Here is a 23,207-nt window from a genome sequence, read left to right as displayed (position 1 = left end):
AATTCAGTCGGTCAGCGGACGCGAATCAGTGCGCTTTGGCCGTGGTGTTTTCATCGACCGCCGCTGCGCTGGCAGCCTGGCGGGTATTCATTTTCCGGGCGTAGAACATCAGGATAATCAGGCTGATGATAAAGGTGCCGGACAGTTCGAAAGAGTTGGCGCCCATCAGCGCGATGAAGCAGAAGCCGCAGCCGCACACTGAAGCGATCAGGCTCAGCAGGTTGCGTACGTTGACCCCTTCAAAGCGGATCAGGTCTACGCAGGAGTAGAAGTAAGGCAGCATGGTCAGCAGCACCGCGATACCGGTCAGCTCGCCGAACAGGTCGGACGCTTTGCCGCCGGCGGAGCTCATCAGGGTGATCAGCACCATCAGCGCGGTCATTTTGCAACCGGCCAGCAGCAGGCCTTTCTTCGGAATGCCGTTTTTATCCAGCTCGCCGTACACTTTCGGGAAATTGCCGTCGTTGGCGGCGCGTACCCCGGCCTGGCCGACCAGCATCATCCACGAACCGAGCGAGGTCAGGCAGGCGAAGGCGGTGAAGGCAGAAACCATCGGCGCCGCCCAGTTACCCATAATCGCCGAGGCGCTGATGGCGAACGGCGCGCCGCTGGCGGCCATTTCAGACGCCGGGAACATGCCGCTGATCACCTGGGTGGCGGCGATATAGATGATGCCCGCCAGACCGGTGCCGAGCATGGTCGCCAGCGGTACGGTGCGTTTCGGGTTTTTCACCATGCCGGTGCTGACCGCCGCGGATTCCACGCCGATGAACGCCCACAGGCACAGCAGGATACTTTTGATGACCGCATGGCTGTCGGTGGTGCCGGAGGTGTTCCAGTTAGCCTGGTAGGTAGCGGCGTCAAACCAGTGCCAGCCGATGGTGGCGGTCACGATCACCGGGATCAGCACCAACACCAGGCCCAGGGTGGTCAAACGGCTGACCCAGGTCCCGCCCAGCATGTTCACGAAGGTGAAGATCCACACGATGGCGATACAGGCAATACCGGCGGGCACCGGGTTGTTCAGCGCCGGGAAGAAGGTGGAGAGATAAGAAACGGCGGTAATGCCGATGGCCAGGTTACCGATCCAGTTGGCATGGTAATAAAGCACGCCGGTCTGGAAACCGAAGGCCGGAGAAATTTCACCGGCATAGGCGATAGGGCCGCCCTGCTGCGGGTTTTTGGTGGCGAGGCGGGCATACACATAGGCCAACGACATCGCCCCGATAATCGAGATCACCCATCCCCAGATGGCGATGGATCCGAGACTCGCCAGGTTGGCGGGCAATAAGGCAATCCCGCTCCCCATCATATTACCGGCGACGACGCCGGTGCAGGCAATAAGCCCTATTTTCTTGGGTGAAGCCATGGTCAGTTTCTCCTGATTTACGTTTCTTATAAGCCACACCCATAAATAAAATATTTTAATGAGCCGGCTTGATAGTCAGGATGCTAACCATCGACGGGAATAAAGTCCTAAAGATAAAGTGAGATTACGCTCATGATCATACAAATGATAATTTGAGGTTTTTCATTAACACATCAAGATAAAAAGGTAAGCTAAAGAAAAGATAAACATCATTTCAAAACAATAAGATGCAAAGGTTAAAAGCGAATAACAAACGGCAAAAAAGAGATAATATCGCGCAGCAAAATAATACATTCATGCAACATGCCTTCACCAATAAATAACGCCACCATGATCCCCAAAGAATAATGGCGGCGTGATATCGGTTAATTATTGGCGCTGATAGTTATTTAAATAAGGCACGACGTTGGTCAATGACGTCTGGAATACGCCGTTGGTGATCCAATGCAATGTATCTTCGCCGGGACGCAGGTTGAAGGCAGTGATATAAGAGTCCGCCGCCAAATGGTTCTGCCCCTGCATTTCATACACCTTGCCCAACAGCACATAGTTCAGCCACGACATTTGCAGCTCAATCCCCAGATCGATAGCCCGGTGCGCTTCGTCAATGCGCCCCTGCGTCAAGGCATCTACCGCCAGAACCTGCTGCATAATCGGCGTGTTCTTCAATTCGGGGAGCGTCGCCAGATGGCTGATATCGGCCCGCAATTGCGCCAATGCCTGGCTGTCGAACGGTTGATAAGAATTGCGCAGCACATCCACCAGCGCTTTTTCCGCCAGCAGGTAGTGGAAATTCGGCGCGCTTTTAATCAGATCGCTCAACTGAACGCTGGCGCGGGTCAACGAATCGGCGTCACCGTGGATCAACAATTGATGTGCCTGGTAGAAACGCTGCAGCAGCGGTCCGTTGTCGGGCAACAGCTGCGCCAGACGCTGCTCCAGCTGCGGCGGCCAGGGCTGTTTCAGCGCCGCGGACAGGCTGGAGAGGAAGTCGCTTTGGATCTTCAGCTGGTTATCGGCGGTGATGAAGTAACGCTTGTCCAACATGATCGAACTGTCGGCGTTATCCACCAGCCGCACGGACAGGAAACACTGCTGGGCGCGGTAGTGGCGCTGATTAACGAACTCGATATACAGCGACTTGCCCGAATTGCTGGGGCCGGAATAGTTGTAGTTGGTCTGGTCGTGCACCAGGAAGGTCGAGTAAGTGTTCAACGAATCGGTAATCAGCTCGCTGACGCCCACCACATAAGAGAGCTGCGGCATCCAGTTGCTGCAGCTCTCGCCGCCCTGAATGCGGATATCGATATCGCGCGGGTTGAGCAGCACCGGCATGCTGGAGACCGGCACGCGCTGCGACAGCGTGGCGATGCCGACAAACGCCACGCAGACGCTTAGCGCACTCAGAAACGCCAGCCACACCCAGAACGTCGAGCGGCGATAAAAACGCGGCTTCTTCTCGCCGGGCGCAGCAGCCGGCGCGCTCATCCGGCGCGGCGGCACATACGGCGTATCCTCTTCATCATCGCTGCCGTCTTCCGGCTCATGCATGATCACCGCGATCTGCGGCGCCTGAGCCAAAGCGGGCTGCGGCTCCTCTTCTTCACACCAGATCACCGAAGCCGCCAACTTATAACCGCGTTTGGGCACGGTAATAATGTATTCCTGACTGTCGCTGTCGCCGTCTTTCAGGTATTTGCGCAGTTCTGAAATGCATTGGGTCACCACGTGGTTGGTGACGATATTGCGCGTCCAGACATTGTCGATCAGCTCGTCGCGGCTCAGCACCACGTCAGGATGCCGGGCGAAATAGCACAGCATGTCGATCAGGCGCGGTTCCAGCGTTTTTTGGCGGCCGTCGCGGCTGATAGTGTTGTCGGCAGGGGTAACCAGCCACTCCCCGACGCGAAAAGCAGGCTCTTGCATGGCGGAAATAACTCTGTAGGCATGTAGGGCAAGGGCGCGATCATAGCATAACCGCCCCCGGCTGTGGCCGCCGGGAGGCGATTAAGCCGTTAACTCTCGTATAATTCTAACGGTAAACCATCGGGATCGCTGAAAAAGGTAAAGCGAGATTGGGTGTAAGGATCGACGCGCAGCGGTTCACAAGCGACGCCAGCCGCCTGCAGATGGGCGATAGCCTGCTCGATATCGTCAACGCTGAACGCCAGATGGCGCAGGCCGCAAGCCTCCGGGCGGCTGACCCGGGCCGGCGGCGAAGGGAAAGAAAACAGCTCGATGGTGTATTGCCCGTTGAGCGCCAGATCCGCTTTCCAGGAGTCGCGCTCCGCACGGTAGACTTCGCTCAGCAGGGTAAACCCGAGAATGTCGCAGTAAAAACGCTTGCTGGCAGCGTAGTCCGCGCCAATGATCGCGATGTGATGCACCTGACGTAACGCCAGCATAGAAACCCTCTTCTGTTCGTTTTGGTGGGGCACGGTATCCGGCGGCGGCAATGCCGTCAATGAGAAAGCCCGGCGCATCTTGCCAAACCGCCGGGCGCTTTATGCCATTATGGCTGCGGCGCTTTCAGCACCTTCACCAGATAACGCCCGTCTTCCGTCAGTTTGGCACCGTGGATGTCGGTTTCAAAGCCGGGGTAACGCTCGCCGATCGAACACAGCATCAGCAGGAAATCGAGTACCGCCCGGCTCTCTTCGGTGATCATTTCCCCCGGCATCACCAGCGGCACGCCCGGCGGATAAGGCAGGATCATATTGGCCGCCACCTTGCCCACCAACTGATCCAGCTCGCAAGTTTCCACATTGCCGCGCACCTGCTCCTGGAACATCTGGTGCGGCGTCAGCTTCATTTCCGGCAGCACGTCGAACGCCCGCTGCATCAGGCGCGGCAGATCGTGTTGGCAGATCAGGCGATGGATGCCGGCGGCCAGATCCTGAATGCGCATATGGCGATAAAAATCCGGATCTTCGGCATACAGATCCGGCAGCATGTTCTTCACCCGCAGGTTGAGATCGTAGGCGCGCTTGAAATCGGTCAGCCCGCGCAGCAGGCTCATCGCCTTGGTTTTATCGATGCCGATGCTGAACAGGAACAGCAGGTTGTAAGGCCCGGTCTTCTCCACCACGATGCCGCGCTCGTCGAGGTACTTCGCCACCAGCGCCGCCGGGATCCCCTCCTCCTCCAGCGCGCCCAGCTCGTTCATGCCCGGCGTGAGGATCGTCACCTTGATCGGATCAAGATACATATGATCGCGATCGGTCTGGCCGAAACCGTGCCAGTTGTCGTCGGGATCCAGCGGCCAGCACTGCGCCTCATCGATCTCTTCCGGCTGCCATATATCGAAGAACCAGCTGTCGCTCTCCTCGCGCAGCCGCTGTACTTCACGGCGGAAATGCAACGCGCGCTCCACCGAACGGTTGATCAAACGCCGCCCCGGGTTGCCGCGCAGCATGGCGGCAGCGGTCTCCATCGACGCCACGATGCCGTAGTGCGGCGAAGTGGTGGTGTGCATCATGTAGGCTTCGTTGAAGGTGCTTTCGTCGTAGTCGCCCTTGATATGAATCATCGAAGCCTGCGAGAAGGCCGCCAGCAGCTTGTGCGTCGACTGGGTTTCGTAAATCACCTTACCGGGCACCCGCTCGCCGCTCATGCCGCTTTTGCCGTCGTAAATCGGGTGGAAGTTGGTGTAAGGCACCCAGGCGGAATCGAAGTGGATCGACGGCACCTCCAGCGTCTGCTTGATGTAGTCGGTGTTGTACAGCAGGCCGTCATAGGTGGAATTGGTGATCACCGCGTGTACCGGCCAGGTGGCGTTCTGGGTCTCCTGCACCCGGGCGGCGATGCTGGCGCGGGTGAACTCGCGCTGCGGAATACCGCCGAGGATGCCGTAGGCGTTGCGCAGCGGGCGCAGGTAGATCGGCACGATATCGCTCATCATCAGCAGGTGGCACAGCGATTTGTGGCAGTTACGGTCGATCAGCACCGTGCTGCCCGCCGGCGCCGAATACATGCCGACGATCTTGTTGGCGGTGGAGGTGCCGTTGGTGACCAGATAGCTCTGCTCGGCGTTGAAGGTGCGCGCGATATACTCTTCGGCCTCGAGGTGCGGGCCGGTGTGATCCAGCAGCGAGCCGAGCTCGGTGACCGAAATCGAAATGTCGGCCTTCAGGGTATTGGCGCCGAAGAAGTCATAGAACAGGCAGCCCACCGGGCTTTTCTGGAACGCGGTGCCAGCCATGTGGCCCGGCGTGCAGAACGTGTACTTGCCTTCGCGCACGTAGTTGAACAGCGCCTTGGTCAGCGGCGGCGTAATGGTGTCGATGTATTCCGCCGTGTACTGCTGGATGCGCTGCGCGATATCGTCCGCCGCATTCAGACCGTACTCGAAGAAATAGAGCACCATGCGCATTTCATGCAGGCTGACGTCGAAGGTGGAGTGGGTATTGATAAAGGCGTACAGCGGCAGGTATTCGTTCAGCTCGTTGATCTCGCTGCACAGCTCCAGGCTGTAGTCGTCCCAGTCGAAGATCACCCCGCAGATGCGGGCGTTGGCTTCGATCAGCTTCAGCAGGTCACCGCTGTTTTTAGGATACACCAGCTGGAATCCCATGGCGGCCAGCGCAGCGTGGAGCTCGCGAATCGGCTCATCTTTGTAGTAGACGCCCGTCGGGCCCATGATGGCGATGATATTCATCGGCAGCTCCTGTCAGTTAACGGCCAAGTCTCTATAACACCACGAAAATCCGGCGGTGTGTAGCCAAAAAAAAACCGCCCGAAGGCGGTTTCTTGCAGCGAACAACAGAACTCAGCAATAGCCGTAGTTCATCAGACGCTGATAGCGACGGTTGAGCAACTCTTCGTCGTTCAGACCGTCCAGATCTTTCAGGTCGGCCAACAGCTGCGCTTTCAGCGCGGCCGCCATCGCCGGCACGTCGCGGTGCGCGGAACCCAGCGGCTCCGGGATCACCGAGTCGATCAACTTCAGTTCTTTCAGACGCGGCGCAGTGATGCCCATCGCTTCTGCGGCCAGCGGCGCCTTGTCGGCGCTCTTCCACAGGATGGAGGCGCAGCCTTCCGGCGAAATCACCGAATAGGTGCTGTACTGCAGCATGTTCACCTTGTCGCCCACGCCGATCGCCAGCGCGCCGCCGGAGCCGCCTTCGCCGATGACGGTGCAGATGACCGGGATGTTCAGGCGCGACATCTCGCGCAGGTTGCGCGCGATGGCTTCCGACTGGCCACGTTCTTCCGCACCCACGCCCGGATAAGCGCCCGGGGTATCGATAAAGGTAATGAGCGGCATCTTGAAGCGTGCGGCCATTTCCATCAGGCGCAGCGCCTTACGGTAGCCTTCCGGCGCCGGCATGCCGAAGTTGCGGCGGATCTTCTCTTTGGTTTCGCGGCCTTTCTGGTGCCCGATGATCATCACCGGACGACCATCCAGGCGCGCAATGCCGCCGACGATCGCTTTGTCGTCGGCGTAAGCGCGATCGCCCGCCAACTCTTCGAAGTCGGTAAAGATGTGTTTGATATAATCCAGGGTATAAGGACGGCGCGGGTGGCGTGCCAATTGGGCAATCTGCCAAGCCCCAAGATCGGCAAAAATCTTGCGCGTCAGCTCAACGCTCTTTTCACGCAGGCGCTGAACCTCTTCGTCCAGATTAATATCTAATTTTTCGTCTTGACGGCTGACTGCAGTCAGCGAGTCAATTTTCGCTTCCAGCTCTGCAATCGGCTGTTCAAAATCAAGAAAATTCAGACTCATAGCATTCCTATTTTAGTCAAATTCCAAGTCCACCTGCTCATTGCCTACCAACGTCCGCAAGTCTATCAACAAGCGGTCGGTGGGCGTCACGCGCCAGGTTGCGCCAAAACGCAGCTTGGCTCGCGCATCTTCCCGTTGATAGTAGAGATGCACTGGAATCGTCCCCGAGCGATGGGGTTCCAACGACTGACGGAGACGGTTCAAAAGCTGGTCATCAATTTGCCTGTCAGTCAGCGAGATAGCAAGCCCGCGAGCATATTTTTCCCGGGCTTCACTGATGTCCATTACCTCGCGGGCCATCATTTTAAGCCCGCCGCTAAAGTCATCAAAGCTGACCTGTCCACTGGCGATAAGGATACGGTCTTTTTCCAACAAATGCTGGTATTTTTCTAACGCTTCGGTGAATAGCATCACTTCCAGACGGCCCGAACGGTCATCCAGCGTGCAGATGCCGATACGGTTGCCGCGCTTGGTCACCATCACCCGCGCGGCGACCACCAGCCCGACGGCGGTAGTCATTTTGCCCCGGTCCGTCGGGTGCATGTCTTTCAAACGCTGGCCACCGGCGTAACGTTCGATCTCCTTCAGGTACTGGGTGATCGGGTGGCCGGTGAGGTACAGCCCCAGCGTCTCCCGTTCACCGTCCAGCACCACCTGCTCCGGCCAGGGCGCGATATTGGCGTAGGATTGCTCCACCTGCTCCGGCGCTTCCGCCAGCACGCCAAACATATCCACCTGGCCGATAGCTTCGGCTTTCGCATGCTGATCCGCCGCTTTCAACGCATCGCCAAGCGAATTCATCAGCGCGGCGCGGTGCGGCCCAAGGCGATCGAACGCCCCGGACATGATCAGTTTCTCCAGAATGCGGCGGTTCAGTTTCTTGATGTCGGAGCGCGCGCACAGGTCGAACAGGTCTTTGAAGTAACCTTGCTCGCCGCTGTTGCGCGCCTCGATAATCGCCTCGATCGGCCCTTCCCCCACGCCCTTGATGGCGCCGATGCCGTAAACGATCTCGCCGTCGTCGTTAACGTGGAAGTGATAAAGGCCGCTGTTGATGTCCGGCGGCAGGATCTTCAGCCCCATACGCCAACATTCGTCCACCAGCCCCACCACTTTGTCGGTGTTGTCCATATCGGCGGTCATTACCGCCGCCATAAACTCGGCCGGGTAGTGCGCCTTCAGCCACAGCGTCTGGTAAGAGACCAGCGCATAGGCGGCGGAGTGCGATTTGTTAAAGCCGTAACCGGCGAATTTTTCCACCAGATCGAAGATCTTCACCGACAGTTCGCCGTCGATGCCGCGCGATTTCGCGCCGTCTTCAAAGCCGCCACGCTGCTTGGCCATTTCGACTGGGTTCTTTTTACCCATCGCACGACGCAGCATGTCTGCGCCGCCCAGGGTATAGCCCGCCAGCACCTGGGCAATCTGCATCACCTGTTCCTGATACAGGATGATGCCGTAGGTCGGTTCCAGTACCGGCTTGAGCGACTCGTGCTGCCACTGGATATCCGGGTAGGAGATCTCTTCGCGGCCGTGCTTGCGGTCGATGAAGTTATCTACCATGCCCGACTGCAGCGGCCCCGGGCGGAACAGCGCTACCAGTGCGATCATGTCTTCGAAGCAGTCGGGCTTCAGACGTTTGATCAGGTCTTTCATGCCGCGCGATTCAAGCTGGAACACCGCCGTGGTTTCCGAGCGCTGCAGCATGTCGAAGCTTTTCTTGTCGTCGAGCGGAATGGCGGCGATGTCGATCGGTTCCAGCCCGGTCTTGGCGCGCCGGGCGTTGATCATCTCCAGCGCCCAGTCGATGATGGTCAGGGTACGCAGACCGAGGAAGTCGAACTTCACCAGCCCGGCGTATTCCACGTCGTTCTTGTCGAACTGGGTCACCGGGTGGTGCCCTTCGGCGTCGCAGTACAGCGGCGCGAAGTCGGTGATCTTGGTCGGCGCGATCACCACGCCACCGGCGTGTTTACCAGCGTTGCGCGTTACCCCTTCCAGCTTGCGCGCCATGTCGATCAGCGCCTTGACCTCTTCGTCGGCCTCGTAAATTTCAGGCAGCTGCGGTTCGGCGGCGAAGGCTTTTTCCAGCGTCATGCCCGGATCCGGCGGCACCAGCTTGGAGATGCGATCGACGAAACCGTACGGGTGCCCCAGCACCCGGCCCACGTCGCGGATAACCGCTTTCGCCGCCATGGTACCGAAGGTGATGATCTGCGATACCGCTTCGCGGCCGTACATCTCCGCCACGTGCTCTATCACCTGATCGCGCTTCTCCATGCAGAAGTCGACGTCGAAGTCGGGCATCGAAACACGTTCCGGGTTCAGAAAGCGTTCAAACAGCAGGTCGAACTCCAGCGGATCGAGGTCGGTGATTTTCAACGCATAGGCCACCAGCGAACCGGCGCCGGAGCCGCGCCCCGGGCCAACCGGCACATTGTTGTCCTTCGACCACTGGATAAACTCCATAACGATCAGGAAGTAGCCGGGGAACCCCATCTGGTTGATCACCTTCAGCTCGACGTCCAGACGCTCGTCGTATTCCGGGCGGCGCTGCGCGCGCACTTCAGGATCGGGGAACAGGAACTCCAGACGCTCTTCCAGCCCCTCTTTCGATTTGAGCACCAGGAAGTCCTCGGTGCTCATATCGCCGGTCGGGAACTGCGGCAGGAAGTATTCGCCAAGGCGAATGGTGACGTTGCAGCGCTTGGCGATTTCGACGCTGTTCAGCAGCGCTTCCGGGATGTCGGCGAACAGTTCGCACATCTCGTCTTCGCTGCGCATGTATTGCTGCGGGCTGTAGTTGCGCGGCCGCTTGGGATCGTCCAGCGTGAAGCCGTCGTGGATGGCGACGCGAATCTCATGGGCGTCGAAGTCATCTTCCACCAGGAAGCGCACGTCGTTGGTGGCCACCACCGGCAAACCGCGCTCGGTGGCCAGCGCCACTGCCGCATGCAGGTAGTTCTCTTCGTCCGGGCGGCCGGTACGGATCAGTTCCAGGTAGTAACAGTCAGGGAAGTGCTGCTGGTAGAAGTCCAGGCACTGATCCACCTGCGCCTGGTTGCCGCGCAGCAGAAACTTGCCGACGTCGCCCTGGCGCGCACCGGAGAGCAGGATCAGCCCTTCGCGGTGTTCGATCAGCCAGTCGCGATCGATGGTCGGGCCGGCGGCGCCATAGCCACGTTGATAGGCGCGGGAAATCAGCAGCGTCAGGTTCTGGTAGCCTTCATTGTTGCTGGCCAGCACCGTCAACTGAGCCAGTTCATCGCCCAGCTCTTCGCTTTGCACATGGAAATCCGCGCCGATGATCGGTTTGATCCCGGCGCCGTGCGCGCTGCCGTAAAATTTCACCAGCCCGCACAGGTTGGTGAAATCGGTGATTGCCAGAGCAGGCATGGCTAACGCGGCGGCTCTTTTCACCAGCGGCGCCGTCTTGGCCAATCCATCAATCATGGAGTAGTCGCTGTGGACGCGCAGGTGAATAAAACGAGGTTCGGCCATCTCCAGATACCTGATTGAAGGGGTTCAGCAGGCTGAACCCGGGTTAATGCTATCGTCGAGCCCAGTCAGGCCCGCAGACTACAGCGCCAGCGCCCTTTTCACCGGCGCGAAGCTGCGGCGGTGATGCTCGGTGGCGCCCAGCGCGGCCAGCCGCTCCAGGTGGAAGGCGGTCGGGTAGCCTTTATGTTGCGCGAAACCGTAATCCGGGAACTCGCTGTCCAGCTCGGCCATTTCGCGATCGCGCGTGACCTTCGCCAGAATGGACGCCGCGCTGATCTCCGCCACCCGGCTGTCGCCCTTCACCACCGCCTGCGAACGCATCGGCAGACTCGGGCAACGGTTACCGTCGATTAAAACCATGTCCGGCGCGATATGCAACCCTGCCACCGCGCGCTGCATCGCCAGCATCGTCGCATGCAAAATATTCAACTGGTCGATTTCCGCCGGCTCGGCGCGGCCCAGGCTCCAGGAGAGCGCTTTGGCGACGATTTCGTCATACAGCGCCAAACGGCGTTTTTCACTGAGTTTCTTGGAGTCCGCCAGACCGACGATCGGCTGCGCCGGATCGAGGATCACGGCGGCGGTGACCACCGCGCCGACCAACGGGCCGCGGCCCACTTCGTCCACACCGGCAATCAGCGTGGCAGCGGGATAGATAAAGGGTTCAATCATGCTTTCGCCAGCTCCAACACAGCCTGAGCGGCCTGTTCGTCCGCACCGCAACGGATGCTTTGGTGCAAGGTAAGGAAAGTCTGTTTCAGCGCTTCGGTTTGCGGGCTCTCTTCCAGCAGCGGCATCACGGCGGCGGCCAGTTTGTCCGGCACGCACTCATGCTGCAGCAGCTCGGTGACGATCTCGCGCCCCGCCAACAGATTCGGCAGCGAAACGTAAGGCGTTTTCACCAGCTTCTGCGCCAGCCAGAAAGTGAACGGTTTCATGCGATACCCCACCACCATCGGACACTTGGCCAGCATGCACTCCAGCGCCGCGGTGCCGGACGCCAGCAGCGCCGCGTCGCTGGCGATCATCGCTTCACGTCCCTGGCCGTTCAGCAGGTGTACGGTCAGATCCGGCGCCACTTCGGCCTTAATGCGCTCAAACTGCTCGCGCCGTTTGGCATTGACCAGCGGCACCACCACTTCCAGCTCGGGATAACGCGTGCGCAGCAGCTGCGCGGTTTTGAGGAAGTCGGCGCTCAGCATCTCGACTTCGGCGCCGCGGCTGCCCGGCAACAAGGCCAGACAGCGCGCCTGCGGAGCGATGCCAAGCTGGGCGCGCGCCGCCAGCCGATCCGGCTGCAACGGCATGGCGTCCGCCATGGTGTGGCCGATAAAGCGGCAAGGCACGTTGAAACGATCGTAAAACGCTTTTTCGAAAGGGAGAAAGGCCAGCACCAGATCGGTGGCTTTGCCAATTTTGAAAACGCGCTTTTGCCGCCAGGCCCATACGGATGGGCTGACGTAATGGATGGTGCGAATGCCGCGCTGCTTGAGGCGGGCTTCCAGCGTGATGTTGAAGTCCGGCGCGTCGATGCCGACAAACACGTCCGGCCGCAGCTCGCTGAAGCGGCGAGTGAGATCTTTGCGGATCTTCAACAGGCGTGGCAAGCGCTCGAGCACTTCCACCACGCCCATAACCGCCAGCTCTTCCATTTCGTACCAGGCTTCACACCCTTCGGCCTGCATCAGCGGGCCGGCGACGCCAACGAAACGCGCGTCGGGGATCTGCGCCTTGAGCGCGCGGATCAAGCCGGCGCCGAGAATGTCACCGGAGGTTTCTCCGGCGACCAATCCGATAGTCAATGGACGATTCGACATAACTCAGCGAATGATGCCACGGGTGGAACGGGTGAAGAAATCGAGGTACTGCTGCACCACCGGCTGCTCTTTAGCCAGGGCTTCAATTTCCGCTTTCGCTTCATCCAGCGTTTTCTCGCTGCGGTAAAGGATTTTGTAGGCGTTGCGAATCGCCTGCATTTCATCCTTGTCAAAACCGCGACGCTTCAGGCCGACCGCGTTGACGCCAAATGGTGTTGCGTGGTTGCCCTGAGCGATGACGAACGGAGGCACATCCTGAGCGACGCCGGAACAACCGCCTACCATCACATGCGCACCGATAATGCAGAACTGGTGGATCGCGGTCATGCCGCCGATGATGGCGTGATCGTCGATTTCCACATGCCCTGCCAGCGTGGCGTTGTTGGCCAGCACGCAAGAATTGCCGACCACGCAGTCGTGGGCGACGTGCACGTTGACCATCAGCAGGTTGTCATTACCCACTTTGGTCAGGCCGGTGCCCTGCGCGGTGCCGCGGTGAATGGTGACGCTTTCGCGGATGCGGTTGCGATCGCCCACTTCCACACGCGTCGGCTCGCCCGCGTATTTCAGATCCTGATTCACTTCGCCGATGGAGGCGAACTGATAAATCTGATTATCGCGGCCAATCTTGGTAATGCCGTTTACCACCACGTGGGATTTCAGCACCGTGCCGGCGCCGATTTCCACCTGGGAGCCGACGTAGCAGAAAGGGCCGATATGCACGTTGGCGCCGATCACGGCGCCTTCTTCGACTATCGCGCTTGGATGGATAAAGGCGGTTTGGTCAATCACGGATTAAGCCTCCCGGCTGCGGGCACACATCATGGTTGCTTCGCAGACAATTTTACCGTCAACGGTCGCCACGCCTTTGAAGCGAGTCAGACCGCGGCGCGTTTTCTCGAAGGTGACTTCCATGACCATCTGATCGCCTGGCACCACAGGGCGCTTGAAGCGCGCTTCGTCGATACCGGCGAAGTAATACAGCTCGCCCGGCTCCAGTTTGCCGACGCTTTTAAACGCCAGGATACCGGTGGCCTGCGCCATGGCTTCCAGGATCAATACGCCTGGGAAAATCGGTTTGCCAGGGAAGTGGCCCTGGAAAAACGGTTCATTCACCGATACGTTCTTCACCGCACGCAGATATTTGTGCTCTTCAAACTCGAGGACGCGGTCGACCAGCAAGAACGGGTAACGGTGAGGAAGCAGATCCAAAATTTCTGCAATATCCAGAGTATGAGTGTCAGTAGTCAAAATACTCTTCCTGTCTCTAAAAACTGATGGCATCAACAACACGGCCTGCGCTGACCCCAAAAGGAGATCATCATGCAGGCCGCAAATTAACATCTCTTTGCGCTTTTGGTCTCACGACCAACGCGTTTCGTTTTGTACCCGCCGGGGCGGGCGGCAATGACTAGTCTTTTCCGACTTTACGTTCGACAGCTTTCAAGCGCTTGCTGATCTCATCGATATTCATTACCAACGCAGCGGTTTTACGCCAAACCTTGTTAGGCTGCAACGGAATGCCCGAAGAGTATACCCCAGGTTCGGTGATTGGTCGCATAACCATTCCCATTCCGGTAACAACAACCTTGTCGGCAATCTCCATGTGACCGTTGATCACGCTGGCGCCGCCGATCTGGCAGTAGCGGCCGATTTTCAGACTGCCGGCCATGATCACACCGCCGGCGACGGCGGTATTGTCGCCAATCACGACGTTATGTGCAATCTGGCATTGGTTGTCGATGATAACACCATTCCCGATTTGGGTGTTATCCAAAGCGCCGCGGTCAATGGTGGTGCAAGCGCCGATTTCGACGCGATCGCCGATAATCACCGTGCCCAACTGAGGAATTTTGATCCACTCGCCGCGCTCGTTCGCATAGCCGAAACCGTCTGCGCCGATCACCGTTCCGGACTGGATCAGGCAGCGCTGGCCGATTTCGACCGCATGATAAATCGTGACGTTCGCCCACAGACGCGTTCCCGCACCGATGCGTGCGTGTTTGCCGATGAAGCAGCCCGGGCCGATAACCACGTTATCGCCAAGCACTGCACCCGACTCGATCACCGCGTTCGCCCCAATGGCGACGTTCTGCCCCAGCTGCGCTTCAGGCGAGATAACCGCGCTTGGCGCGATATCCTGGGCCGGCGACGGCGTGGTGTCCATCAGCTGCGCCATGCGCGCATAGGTCAGGTAAGGGTTCTTAACCACCAGCGCCGCACTGCGGCAGTGTGGTAAATCCGCTTCGGTAAGCACCACGGCGCTTGCCTGGCAGGAAGACAGCTGCTCTTGGTAGCGGCTGTTTGACAAAAACGTGATTTGGCCAGGCTGTGCCGAATGCATAGAAGCAATGCCGGTGATGACGAGATCGCCATCACCGTGCAATTGTGCATCCAACTGCTGCGCTAAATCAGCCAGTCGAATTGAAAGCATGTGTTATTTAACCTGTTTCAGCACGTCAGCAGTGATGTCTTTGGAAGAGTCTGCATAGGCAACGGCGTTGGCGTCGATCACCACGTCATAACCGCCTTTGCTCGCGACAGACTTCACCGCGTCCTGGATGCGGCTCAGGATCTTGTTACGCTCTTCCATCTGGCGACGACGGTTGTCCTGCTCGAAAGCCTGAGCTTTCTGAGAGAACTGCTCGCGCTGCGCCATCACGTCTTTTTCCAACTTGCTGCGGTCGCTGGCTTTCATGGTAGCGCCGTCACGCTGCAGACGTTGCATTTTGGTCTGCAGGCTACGTTCCATGTTCTGGAGTTCGCTTGCACGGCCTTTAAACTCGTTTTCCAGCTGTTTAGCGACCGCTTCGCGGGCCGGCAGCTGTTGGAAAATGCTGGAGACGTTAACGACAGCGATCTTATCTGCTGCCTGAACGCCAGCTGAAGCAGCCATTGCTAAACCGAGGCCTGCGGCACACAACCACTTTTTCACTATAAACTCCTTACCATCACCCATTTGTGTCATATGACACTGAAGTACACAATTTGCCAGACTTGTCCCACCAAACAATGAGAATCATCTCCCTCTGCCGGCGGGCGCCTGGCCATTGCGATTCTTAATAACTGTTATGCCCAGAGGCGAGACCCGTTACCAGGTCTTACCGATGTTAAACTGGAACTGTTCGGACTTGTCGCCTTCGTATTTCTTGATCGGGTTGGCGTAAGAGAACACCAACGGCCCCAGCGGCGACATCCACTGCAGCGCGATACCGGCTGAGGAACGAATATTGCTGGCCTTGCTGTAGTCCGGCACGCCATACATCAGCGTTTCGTTGGTATTCTTCCACTTGGTATCCCACACGGTACCCGCATCGATGAACAGCGACGTGCGCACCGAGTTGGCGTACTTCTCGCTGATGAACGGCGTCGGGGTGATCAGCTCCAGGCTGGCGACCGCCATGGCGTTACCGCCCACCGCGTCATCCGAGCTACAGATGCTCTGACGATCGGTCGTGCTGCCGGCGTTGAACTGGCACTGGTACGAGTTGGAGTTGTAATACACCGCCTTCGGACCGATGGTATTGGACTGGAAGCCGCGCACGGTGCTTGAACCACCGGCGTAGAAGTTCTCATAGAACGGCATTTCCTTGCCGCCCAGCCCATCCGCGTAACCCAGACGTCCGCGACCCAACAGCACCCAGGTGCGGTCGTCGTTGATCGGCACGTACTGTACGCTGTCCAGCGTCACCTTGTAGTATTCGTTGTCCGAACCCGGAATGGTGACCTTGCCGTTCAACGTGGTGCGGTTGCCCGAGGTCGGGAAGTAGCCGCGGTCCAGGTTGTTGTAGGTCCAACCCAGGTTCAGGGTGAAGTCGTCCGTCGAGTAGCTGGCGCGGTCGGTTTTGTTCGCATCCACGCCCATCGAGTCGAGATAACGCCACATGGCGATCTGCGGCTGCATGTTCGACAGGCCGTTGTGGACATAGCCCAGACCGGTGCGCAACGAGTTGTTTTCGTTGATCGGGAAGCCCAGCGTGCCGTCAACACCATAACTCTTGTTGGTGTAGTCGGACAGGTCCGCGTTATCCGCTTTAAAGTCGTTGTAGAATACGCGGCCACCCAGGCTCACACCGTCAACGGTGAAGTACGGGTTGGTGACCGAGAATTCGGTATAGGTCTGGTAGTCGTTCTTGGTGCCGCTGATGCCGACCGAGTAGCCGGTACCCAACCAGTTGTCCTGCTGCACGCCGGCCTGGAAGCTGACGCCGCTCTCGGTGCCGTAACCGACGCCGAAGTTAAAGGTACCGGTGTTGCGCTCTTTCACCTTGTAGGTCACGTCAACCTGATCGGCGGTGCCCGGCACGCGCTGGGTTTCCACGTCAACCGTTTCGAAGTAACCCAAGCGGTTCAGACGCTCTTTACCCTGCTCGACCTGCTCGTTGCCGAGCCAGGCACCTTCCATCTGGCGCATTTCGCGGCGCAGTACGGAATCCTTGCTGGTGTCGTTGCCTTCGAACTTGATGCGGCGCACGTAGAAGCGGTTGCCCGCGTCGACGTTGACGTGCAGCTTGACAGTTTTATCCGCGTCGTTGATCTCCGGCTGAGTGCCGACGCGCGGGTAGGCGTAACCATAACGGCCCAACATCGTTTTGATGTTGTCTTCCATTTTGGTCACCTTGCTGCCGTTGTACAGCTCGCCCGGTTCGATTTTGGTGATCTGCGCGACTTCCGCCGAGTGACCGGCCAGGTTGCCGTTTACGACGACATCGGAAAGCTTGTACTGATCGCCTTCGGTGATGTTGATGGTGATGTAGATGCCTTTTTTATCCGGCGTCAGGCTCACCTGGGTAGAATCGATGTTGAAACGGGCATAGCCGCGATCCAGATAGAAGCTGCGCAGGGTTTCGAGATCGCCCGCCAGTTTCTGCTTCTGGTATTTGCGATCGCCGACCAGGTTCCACCACGGCACTTCGTCACGCAGCTGGAAGCGCGAGATCAGTTCGTCATTGGTGAAGGCATGGTTGCCGACGATATTGATTTGTTGAATCTTGGCGGAGACCCCTTCCGTGAACACCAGTTTCAGGTCGACACGGTTACGCGGCAACGGCGTGACCACGGCTTTCACCGAGGCGCTGTATTTACCGACGCTGTAGTAGAAGTCTTCCAGCCCTTTTTCAATGCTGGAGATCGTGGTGCGGTCGAGCGCCTCGCCCACCCGGACGCCGGAGGCTTCCAGGTTCTGCTTGAGCATGTCATCCTTCACCGACTTGTTGCCGGAGAAAGTGATGCTGGCGATGGTAGGACGTTCCTTCACCTGAACGATCAGGGTATTACCATCGCGCAGTACGCGCACGTCCTCGAAGTTGCCGGTGGCAAACAAGGCACGGATGGTATTACTGATGTCATCGTCAGTGACGGTATCGCCGACGCGAACCGGCATGTTGAGTAACGCCGCACCGACGGCGACTCGCTGCAGGCCTTCGAAATGAATGTCTTTCACTACGAACCCGTCTGCACCGTATACGGTGGCGCTGCCAAACAGCAGCGACGCTATGAGCAACTTTTTCATCGCCATCGTTGTTATGCGTTCTTCCTAACCTATCCCCGCCCCTAGAGGCGAGAAAAATCATTGAAAAGTGCAAGACCCATCAACAACACCAGCACGATCGAACCTATGCGGTAGCTGTAGTCCTGTACTCGCTCGGAAACCGGCCCACCCTTCAGCTTTTCTATCGCCAGGAAGAGGAGATGCCCACCATCTAACACCGGTAATGGGAACAGGTTGATGATACCCAGGTTGACGCTAATCAACGCCAGGAACATCAGATAATACACGAACCCGACTCCGGCTGACGCCCCTGCTCCCTGTGCAATCGAGATCGGGCCACTCAGGTTGTTCAGCTTTACATCACCGGTTATTAATTTGCCCAGCATGTTGACCGTCAGCCGCATCAGCTGCCAGGTCTTGTCGCCGGCCTGATACAGCGCCGAGAACGGTCCATACTGACGAATCGTCTTATACTCGTCCGGCAGCGGCAGCACTTTTGGAATGATGCCTGCAAACCCCACCGATTTGTCTTTTCCCACCGGCTTTGTATCCGGTATCAGCGTCAAAGACAAGGGGGCGCCGTTTCTTTCAATCTCCAAAGCCAACGGTTGGCCCGGGCCATCGTGAATACGCTTCACCAGCGTCTGCCAACGACCCAGCGGCTGACCATCGACTTTAACGATCCTGTCCCCCGCTTGTAAACCCGCCTTTTGCGCCGCCGAGTTCGGCTGCACTTCCGCCAGCACGGATTCAATCTGCGGGCCGCGCGGCATAATGCCCAGCGCGACAACGGGATCCTGCTTGTCCGGTTCAAAGTTCCACTGGCGCAGATCCAGAGTTTTGGTCACCACCTGCGACGAGCCGAACGGCGCGACGCCGACTTCGGTTTGCGCATCGCCAATCTTCGCCACCAGCGCCAGGCGAACTGACTCCCAATCAGGCGTTTCGATGCCGTCAACCGACTTTAGTTCCATGCCAGACGAAATTTCGGCCCTGGCGGCGATCGACTGCGGCGCGATTTCGCCTATCACCGGACGGAAACTCGGCACGCCGATGATGAACACCAGCCAGTAGGCAAGGATAGCAAACAGGAAGTTGGCGATGGGGCCGGCGCTGATGATAGCCGCGCGCTGCCAGACGGTTTTGTTGTTGAAGGCCTGGTGGCGCATTTCCGGCGCCACCGACTCCACGCGCTCGTCCAGCATCTTCACGTAGCCGCCGAGCGGAATCAGCGCGATAACGTACTCGGTGCCCTGACGATCGGTGCGGCGCCACAGCGCCCGGCCGAAACCGATGGAGAAGCGTTCAACGCGCACGCCGCAACGACGGGCAACCCAAAAGTGTCCGAACTCGTGCACGGTAATCAAGATACCGAGCGCAATCAGAAACGCCACCAGGTTCCAAAGCACGCTGACCATCATCCCTCACTTTCCGTCATCGACGGATTAAAACACCAACAGCATCAGGCAGGCAAACACCGGCACCGCCGCAGTCAGGCTATCGATACGATCCAGTATGCCGCCATGACCGGGGATCAAATGACCGCTGTCCTTGATGCCCGCTTCGCGTTTGAACATGCTTTCGGTCAAATCGCCCAGCACCGAAGCCAACGCGGCAAGCACCGAGCAGGCAAGCAAGGTGGTCGGCACCACGTTCAGCGGCGCATAGCGGCCGAACAGCCAGGAAATGACCGCCGACGTCAACAGCCCGCCGATCAGCCCCTCCCAGGTTTTGCCCGGCGAGACCTTAGGCGCCAGCTTGTGCTTGCCGAACAGTTTGCCGAACATGTAGGCACCGGAATCCGCGCCCCACACCAGCAGCATCACGTACAGCAGCCACCAGGCGCCGGTAAACGGGTTTTGCTCGTAGCCGAACTGGCGCAGCGCCAGCATGCCCCAGAAGAAAGGCACGATGGTCAGCAGGCCAAACAACAGGCGCAGCGGGCGCGAATTGCGCCAGATAGCGGCCGAGCCGGGATAGAACAGCACCAGCAGCAGCGCCGCCAGCCACCAGGCCAGCGACAACCACAGCGAGCCGCTTATCTGCGGCACGGATTGGTGGTAAGCGGGGACGCTGATCATCATCAGCGCCAGCAGAAAACCGCACAGCATCGCCAACCAGATACGCTGCGAACGGGAGGTAAAACCGGCCAGTTGGCCCCACTCCCAGGCTGCTAACATGCACACGACGAGCGTTACCAGCGCAAAGGCCAGCGGCGGCAGCAGGAACAGCGCCGCGATAACGATCGGGATTAAAATCAGAGCAGTTATGAGGCGATACTTCAGCAAAAGTTCTCCCTAGGACGCATCGGCGCCGATAGGTGTGGTTCCCCCGAAGCGGCGCTCACGTTGTGCAAATGCATTCAGCGCACCTTCAAAGACAAGTTCATCGAAATCAGGCCAGAGTACATCAGTAAAGTAAAGTTCAGCATAGGCGATTTGCCACAGCAGGAAGTTACTGATGCGATGTTCACCGCCGGTGCGGATAACCAGATCCACCGGCGCCAGGTCGCTCATGCAAACCCGATCGCTCAATAATTCCTCGCTGATCTGATCCGGGCGCAACTCCCCTACCCGCACCTGTTCGGCCAGCTCTCTTACTCCCTGAATGATATCCCAACGGCCACCGTAGTTGGCAGCGATATTGAGCGTCAGGCCATCGTTATTTTCCGTCAGTGCTTCAGAGCGGCGGATCCGCTCTTGCAAACGCGCGCTGAACCGGCTGATATCGCCGATCACCCGCAGCCTGACGTTATGTTTATGCAGGCTTTTTACTTCACTATCCAAGGCGCGGACAAAAAGCTCCATCAGTGCGGAGACTTCCTGCACCGGACGGTTCCAGTTTTCGCTGCTGAAGGCATAAAGCGTGAGTGCATCTAAATGGTTGCTGGCGGCAAAGCTGACCGCGCGGCGAACCGATTTCACCCCTGCTTTATGACCGAAGACACGTAACTTGCCCTGACGTTTAGCCCAGCGTCCGTTACCGTCCATGATAATGGCGACATGGCGCGGCCCCGGGGAAGATGGATTAGCCTCTTGTTGGTTTGCGGACGACATAACTCGTACTTATTTCCTCAATAGAAATATAACTGCCTTTCCGGAACATCAGGCCCTTGCGCGCAAAAAAAGCCGTGTGCCCGACACGGCTTTCAGCCTGCCCTCGCGATGCCCGGCGCGGCCGGGCCGCTCTTGACGCACAGGGCGCCAATCGGGCCATAATTCAACGGTATAACCGCTGACAGGTGGCGCAGACTATACCACCTCAGCGGGGCATGAACAAACGGCCCCGCTGCGGCACACGTGAATTACGAGCAAAATCGGATAATCGCCGTGCTCAGTTGCACAACGCGCGAACACGTTCCTCGGCGGCGGCGCGCGCCTGACGGTCAATGTCTAAGACCGCTTCGATGCACGTCGGTTCCTGCAACGCCAGACGCTCGACCACCTGGCGGTTGACCGCCGCGATGTCGGTAAAGCGAATCTGCTGCTGCAAAAATGCCGCCACGGCGATTTCGTTGGCCGCGTTCAGCGCGGTGGTCGCCGCCTGGCCGGCGTCGAACGCTTCGACAGCCAGGTACAGACAAGGATAACGTTCACGCTCCGGTTCGGAGAAGGTCAGCGAACCGATACGGCAGAAATCCAGCGCTTCCACGCCGGAGTTCACGCGCTGCGGATACGCCATCGCATGGGCGATCGGCGTGCGCATATCCGGCGTACCCAACTGCGCCAGCACGCTGCCGTCGGCATAACGCACCATCGAGTGAATCACCGACTGCGGGTGCAGGATCACTTCCATTTGCTCGGCCGAGGCGTTAAACAGCCAGCGGGCCTCAATGTATTCCAGACCTTTGTTCATCATGGTGGCGGAATCCACCGAGATCTTGCGGCCCATCGACCAGTTCGGGTGGGCGCAGGCTTGATCCGGGGTCATCGCGGCGAACTGCTCCAGCGGCGTGGTGCGGAACGGGCCGCCGGAGCCGGTAAGCACGATGCGCGACACACCATGACTGTCCAGTGAAGAGTATCCCAACTGACGCTGAATGCTCTCAGGTAAACTCTGAAAAATCGCGTTGTGCTCGCTGTCGAGCGGCAGCAGTTGCGCCTGGCTTTGCCGCACCGCGTCCATAAACAGACGGCCGCAGGTGACCAGCGACTCCTTGTTGGCCAGCAGTACCTGCTTGCCCGCGCGGATCGCCGCCAGCGTCGGCAGCAGCCCCGCGGCGCCAACGATCGCCGCCGTCACTTGATCGACGTCATCCAACGCGGCCAGTTCGCAGGCCGCTTGTTCTCCGGCCAAGACTTCGGTAGCGACGCCGTTTTCCGCCAGGATGACGCGCAGCTCGCGCGCAGCGCTTTCATCCGCCATCGCGGCAAAGGCGGGCCGGAATTCCATGCATTGCTGCGCCATGACCGCAACGTTGCGGCCGGCCACCAGTGCTTTGATCGCAAAACGGTCGGGATTCGCCCTGACCACGGCCAGGGTGCTGGTCCCTACCGAGCCGGTCGAGCCAAGAATGGTCAGTTGCTTCATGAGTTCACTCTGAATAACTGTCTGATGAGATCGGAGGTGCTCCAGTGTGGAACCTTGGACAGCGCTTGTCCATGATCTTTCAGTACGATGAAACGGGATCTGCGCCACAAAAAACAAAGCGCCGCCCAGGCGACGCTTTTTTTCTGCGCGATGCTGATTAGAATTCCATCAGCTCTTTTTCTTTCTCCGCCAGCGCGGCGTCGACCAGCTTGATGTAAGCGTCGGTCATTTTCTGAATCTCGTCTTGCGAACGACGCTCTTCGTCTTCGCTGATCTCTTTGTCTTTCAGCAGCGCCTTGACCTTGTCGTTGGCGTCGCGGCGCACGTTGCGCACCGCCACACGGCCCTGCTCGGCTTCGCCGCGCACGATCTTGATCAGATCCTTACGACGCTCTTCGGTCAGCGGAGGCAGCGGAACGCGAATGTCGGAACCGGCGGAAGACGGGTTGAGGCCCAGATCGGAACTCATGATCGCTTTCTCAACCGCCTGGCTCAGGCTGCGATCGAACACGTTGATTTTCAGCGTGCGGGAGTCTTCCACGGTCACGTTGGCCAGCTGACGCAGCGGGGTAGCGGCGCCGTAGTATTCCACCATGATGCCGTCCAGAATGCTTGGAGAAGCGCGGCCGGTGCGGATCTTGCTGATTTGGTTTTTGAATGCTTCTACGCTTTTTTCCATGCGTGAATCAGCATCTTTTCTGATTTCATTAGTCACGTTGCAAACCCTTGGAAGCTGGTTACTTGGCAGGCGATACTCAAGTATAGCCCGTA

18 protein-coding genes are annotated in these 23,207 nt (G+C 58.6%); all 18 read right to left on the bottom strand.

Features of this window, described 5'->3' with window-relative positions; all coding sequences use genetic code 11:
- Window positions 1–25: 25 nt before the first annotated feature.
- Window positions 26–1,369 carry a cadaverine/lysine antiporter gene (gene cadB, locus ACRAWE_RS23895; protein WP_019455769.1) on the bottom strand — a complete coding sequence of 448 codons (1,344 nt, stop codon included), beginning with the start codon at window positions 1,367–1,369 and terminating at the stop codon, window positions 26–28.
- Between the two features lie 369 nt (window positions 1,370–1,738).
- Complete coding sequence (gene cadC, locus ACRAWE_RS23890; RefSeq protein ID WP_432525975.1) at window positions 1,739–3,295, bottom strand: lysine decarboxylation/transport transcriptional activator CadC; 1,557 nt, start codon at window positions 3,293–3,295, stop codon at window positions 1,739–1,741.
- 89 nt (window positions 3,296–3,384) lie between these two features.
- Window positions 3,385–3,774 carry a VOC family protein gene (locus ACRAWE_RS23885; protein ID WP_019455767.1) on the bottom strand — a complete coding sequence of 130 codons (390 nt, stop codon included), beginning with the start codon at window positions 3,772–3,774 and terminating at the stop codon, window positions 3,385–3,387.
- A gap of 107 nt (window positions 3,775–3,881) precedes the next feature.
- Entirely contained in the window at window positions 3,882–6,026 is a 2,145-nt protein-coding gene (locus ACRAWE_RS23880) for a lysine decarboxylase LdcC (protein ID WP_019455766.1), read from the bottom strand.
- Window positions 6,027–6,137: 111 nt separating this feature from the next.
- Window positions 6,138–7,097 (bottom strand): acetyl-CoA carboxylase carboxyl transferase subunit alpha, encoded by a 960-nt coding sequence (accA, locus tag ACRAWE_RS23875; protein WP_019455765.1) that lies wholly within the window; start codon window positions 7,095–7,097, stop codon window positions 6,138–6,140.
- A 12-nt stretch (window positions 7,098–7,109) separates the two neighbouring features.
- Window positions 7,110–10,598 carry a DNA polymerase III subunit alpha gene (dnaE, locus tag ACRAWE_RS23870; RefSeq protein WP_019455764.1) on the bottom strand — a complete coding sequence of 1,163 codons (3,489 nt, stop codon included), beginning with the start codon at window positions 10,596–10,598 and terminating at the stop codon, window positions 7,110–7,112.
- Window positions 10,599–10,676: 78 nt separating this feature from the next.
- Entirely contained in the window at window positions 10,677–11,270 is a 594-nt protein-coding gene (rnhB, locus tag ACRAWE_RS23865; protein ID WP_019455763.1) for a ribonuclease HII, read from the bottom strand.
- Entirely contained in the window at window positions 11,267–12,415 is a 1,149-nt protein-coding gene (lpxB, locus tag ACRAWE_RS23860; RefSeq protein ID WP_432525973.1) for a lipid-A-disaccharide synthase, read from the bottom strand. Before lpxB ends, rnhB begins: the two co-directional genes overlap by 4 nt.
- A 3-nt stretch (window positions 12,416–12,418) precedes the next feature.
- Window positions 12,419–13,207, bottom strand: a complete 789-nt coding sequence (gene lpxA / locus ACRAWE_RS23855) for an acyl-ACP--UDP-N-acetylglucosamine O-acyltransferase (protein ID WP_063917930.1) — start codon at window positions 13,205–13,207, stop codon at window positions 12,419–12,421.
- A gap of 3 nt (window positions 13,208–13,210) precedes the next feature.
- Window positions 13,211–13,666, bottom strand: a complete 456-nt coding sequence (gene fabZ / locus ACRAWE_RS23850; protein ID WP_004931962.1) for a 3-hydroxyacyl-ACP dehydratase FabZ — start codon at window positions 13,664–13,666, stop codon at window positions 13,211–13,213.
- A gap of 160 nt (window positions 13,667–13,826) precedes the next feature.
- Window positions 13,827–14,849: a UDP-3-O-(3-hydroxymyristoyl)glucosamine N-acyltransferase gene (gene lpxD / locus ACRAWE_RS23845; protein WP_025160243.1), complete on the bottom strand. Its 1,023-nt coding sequence runs from the start codon at window positions 14,847–14,849 to the stop codon at window positions 13,827–13,829.
- Window positions 14,850–14,852: 3 nt separating this feature from the next.
- Complete coding sequence (skp, locus tag ACRAWE_RS23840; protein ID WP_004931958.1) at window positions 14,853–15,350, bottom strand: molecular chaperone Skp; 498 nt, start codon at window positions 15,348–15,350, stop codon at window positions 14,853–14,855.
- A 156-nt stretch (window positions 15,351–15,506) separates the two neighbouring features.
- Window positions 15,507–17,933 carry an outer membrane protein assembly factor BamA gene (gene bamA / locus ACRAWE_RS23835; RefSeq protein WP_019455759.1) on the bottom strand — a complete coding sequence of 809 codons (2,427 nt, stop codon included), beginning with the start codon at window positions 17,931–17,933 and terminating at the stop codon, window positions 15,507–15,509.
- Between the two features lie 35 nt (window positions 17,934–17,968).
- On the bottom strand, window positions 17,969–19,324 hold the full coding sequence (rseP, locus tag ACRAWE_RS23830) for a sigma E protease regulator RseP (protein ID WP_025160242.1): 1,356 nt from the start codon (window positions 19,322–19,324) through the stop codon (window positions 17,969–17,971).
- A 27-nt stretch (window positions 19,325–19,351) separates the two neighbouring features.
- A complete protein-coding gene (cdsA, locus tag ACRAWE_RS23825; RefSeq protein WP_019455757.1) occupies window positions 19,352–20,194 on the bottom strand; it encodes a phosphatidate cytidylyltransferase in 843 nt (280 codons plus the stop codon).
- Window positions 20,195–20,203: 9 nt separating this feature from the next.
- Window positions 20,204–20,962 carry a (2E,6E)-farnesyl-diphosphate-specific ditrans,polycis-undecaprenyl-diphosphate synthase gene (gene ispU / locus ACRAWE_RS23820; protein ID WP_063917931.1) on the bottom strand — a complete coding sequence of 253 codons (759 nt, stop codon included), beginning with the start codon at window positions 20,960–20,962 and terminating at the stop codon, window positions 20,204–20,206.
- Between the two features lie 277 nt (window positions 20,963–21,239).
- Complete coding sequence (ispC, locus tag ACRAWE_RS23815; RefSeq protein ID WP_063917932.1) at window positions 21,240–22,436, bottom strand: 1-deoxy-D-xylulose-5-phosphate reductoisomerase; 1,197 nt, start codon at window positions 22,434–22,436, stop codon at window positions 21,240–21,242.
- Window positions 22,437–22,593: 157 nt separating this feature from the next.
- Window positions 22,594–23,151, bottom strand: a complete 558-nt coding sequence (gene frr / locus ACRAWE_RS23810; RefSeq protein ID WP_025160240.1) for a ribosome recycling factor — start codon at window positions 23,149–23,151, stop codon at window positions 22,594–22,596.
- Between the last annotated feature and the right edge of the window lie 56 nt (window positions 23,152–23,207).

It is taken from the genome of Serratia sp. BFP-2025 (genome assembly GCF_050880365.1).
GTDB classification, from domain to species: Bacteria; Pseudomonadota; Gammaproteobacteria; order Enterobacterales; family Enterobacteriaceae; genus Serratia; species Serratia surfactantfaciens.
The sequence above is the reverse complement of the archived record's forward strand: the minus strand, read 5'-3'. Positions and strand labels throughout refer to the sequence as shown.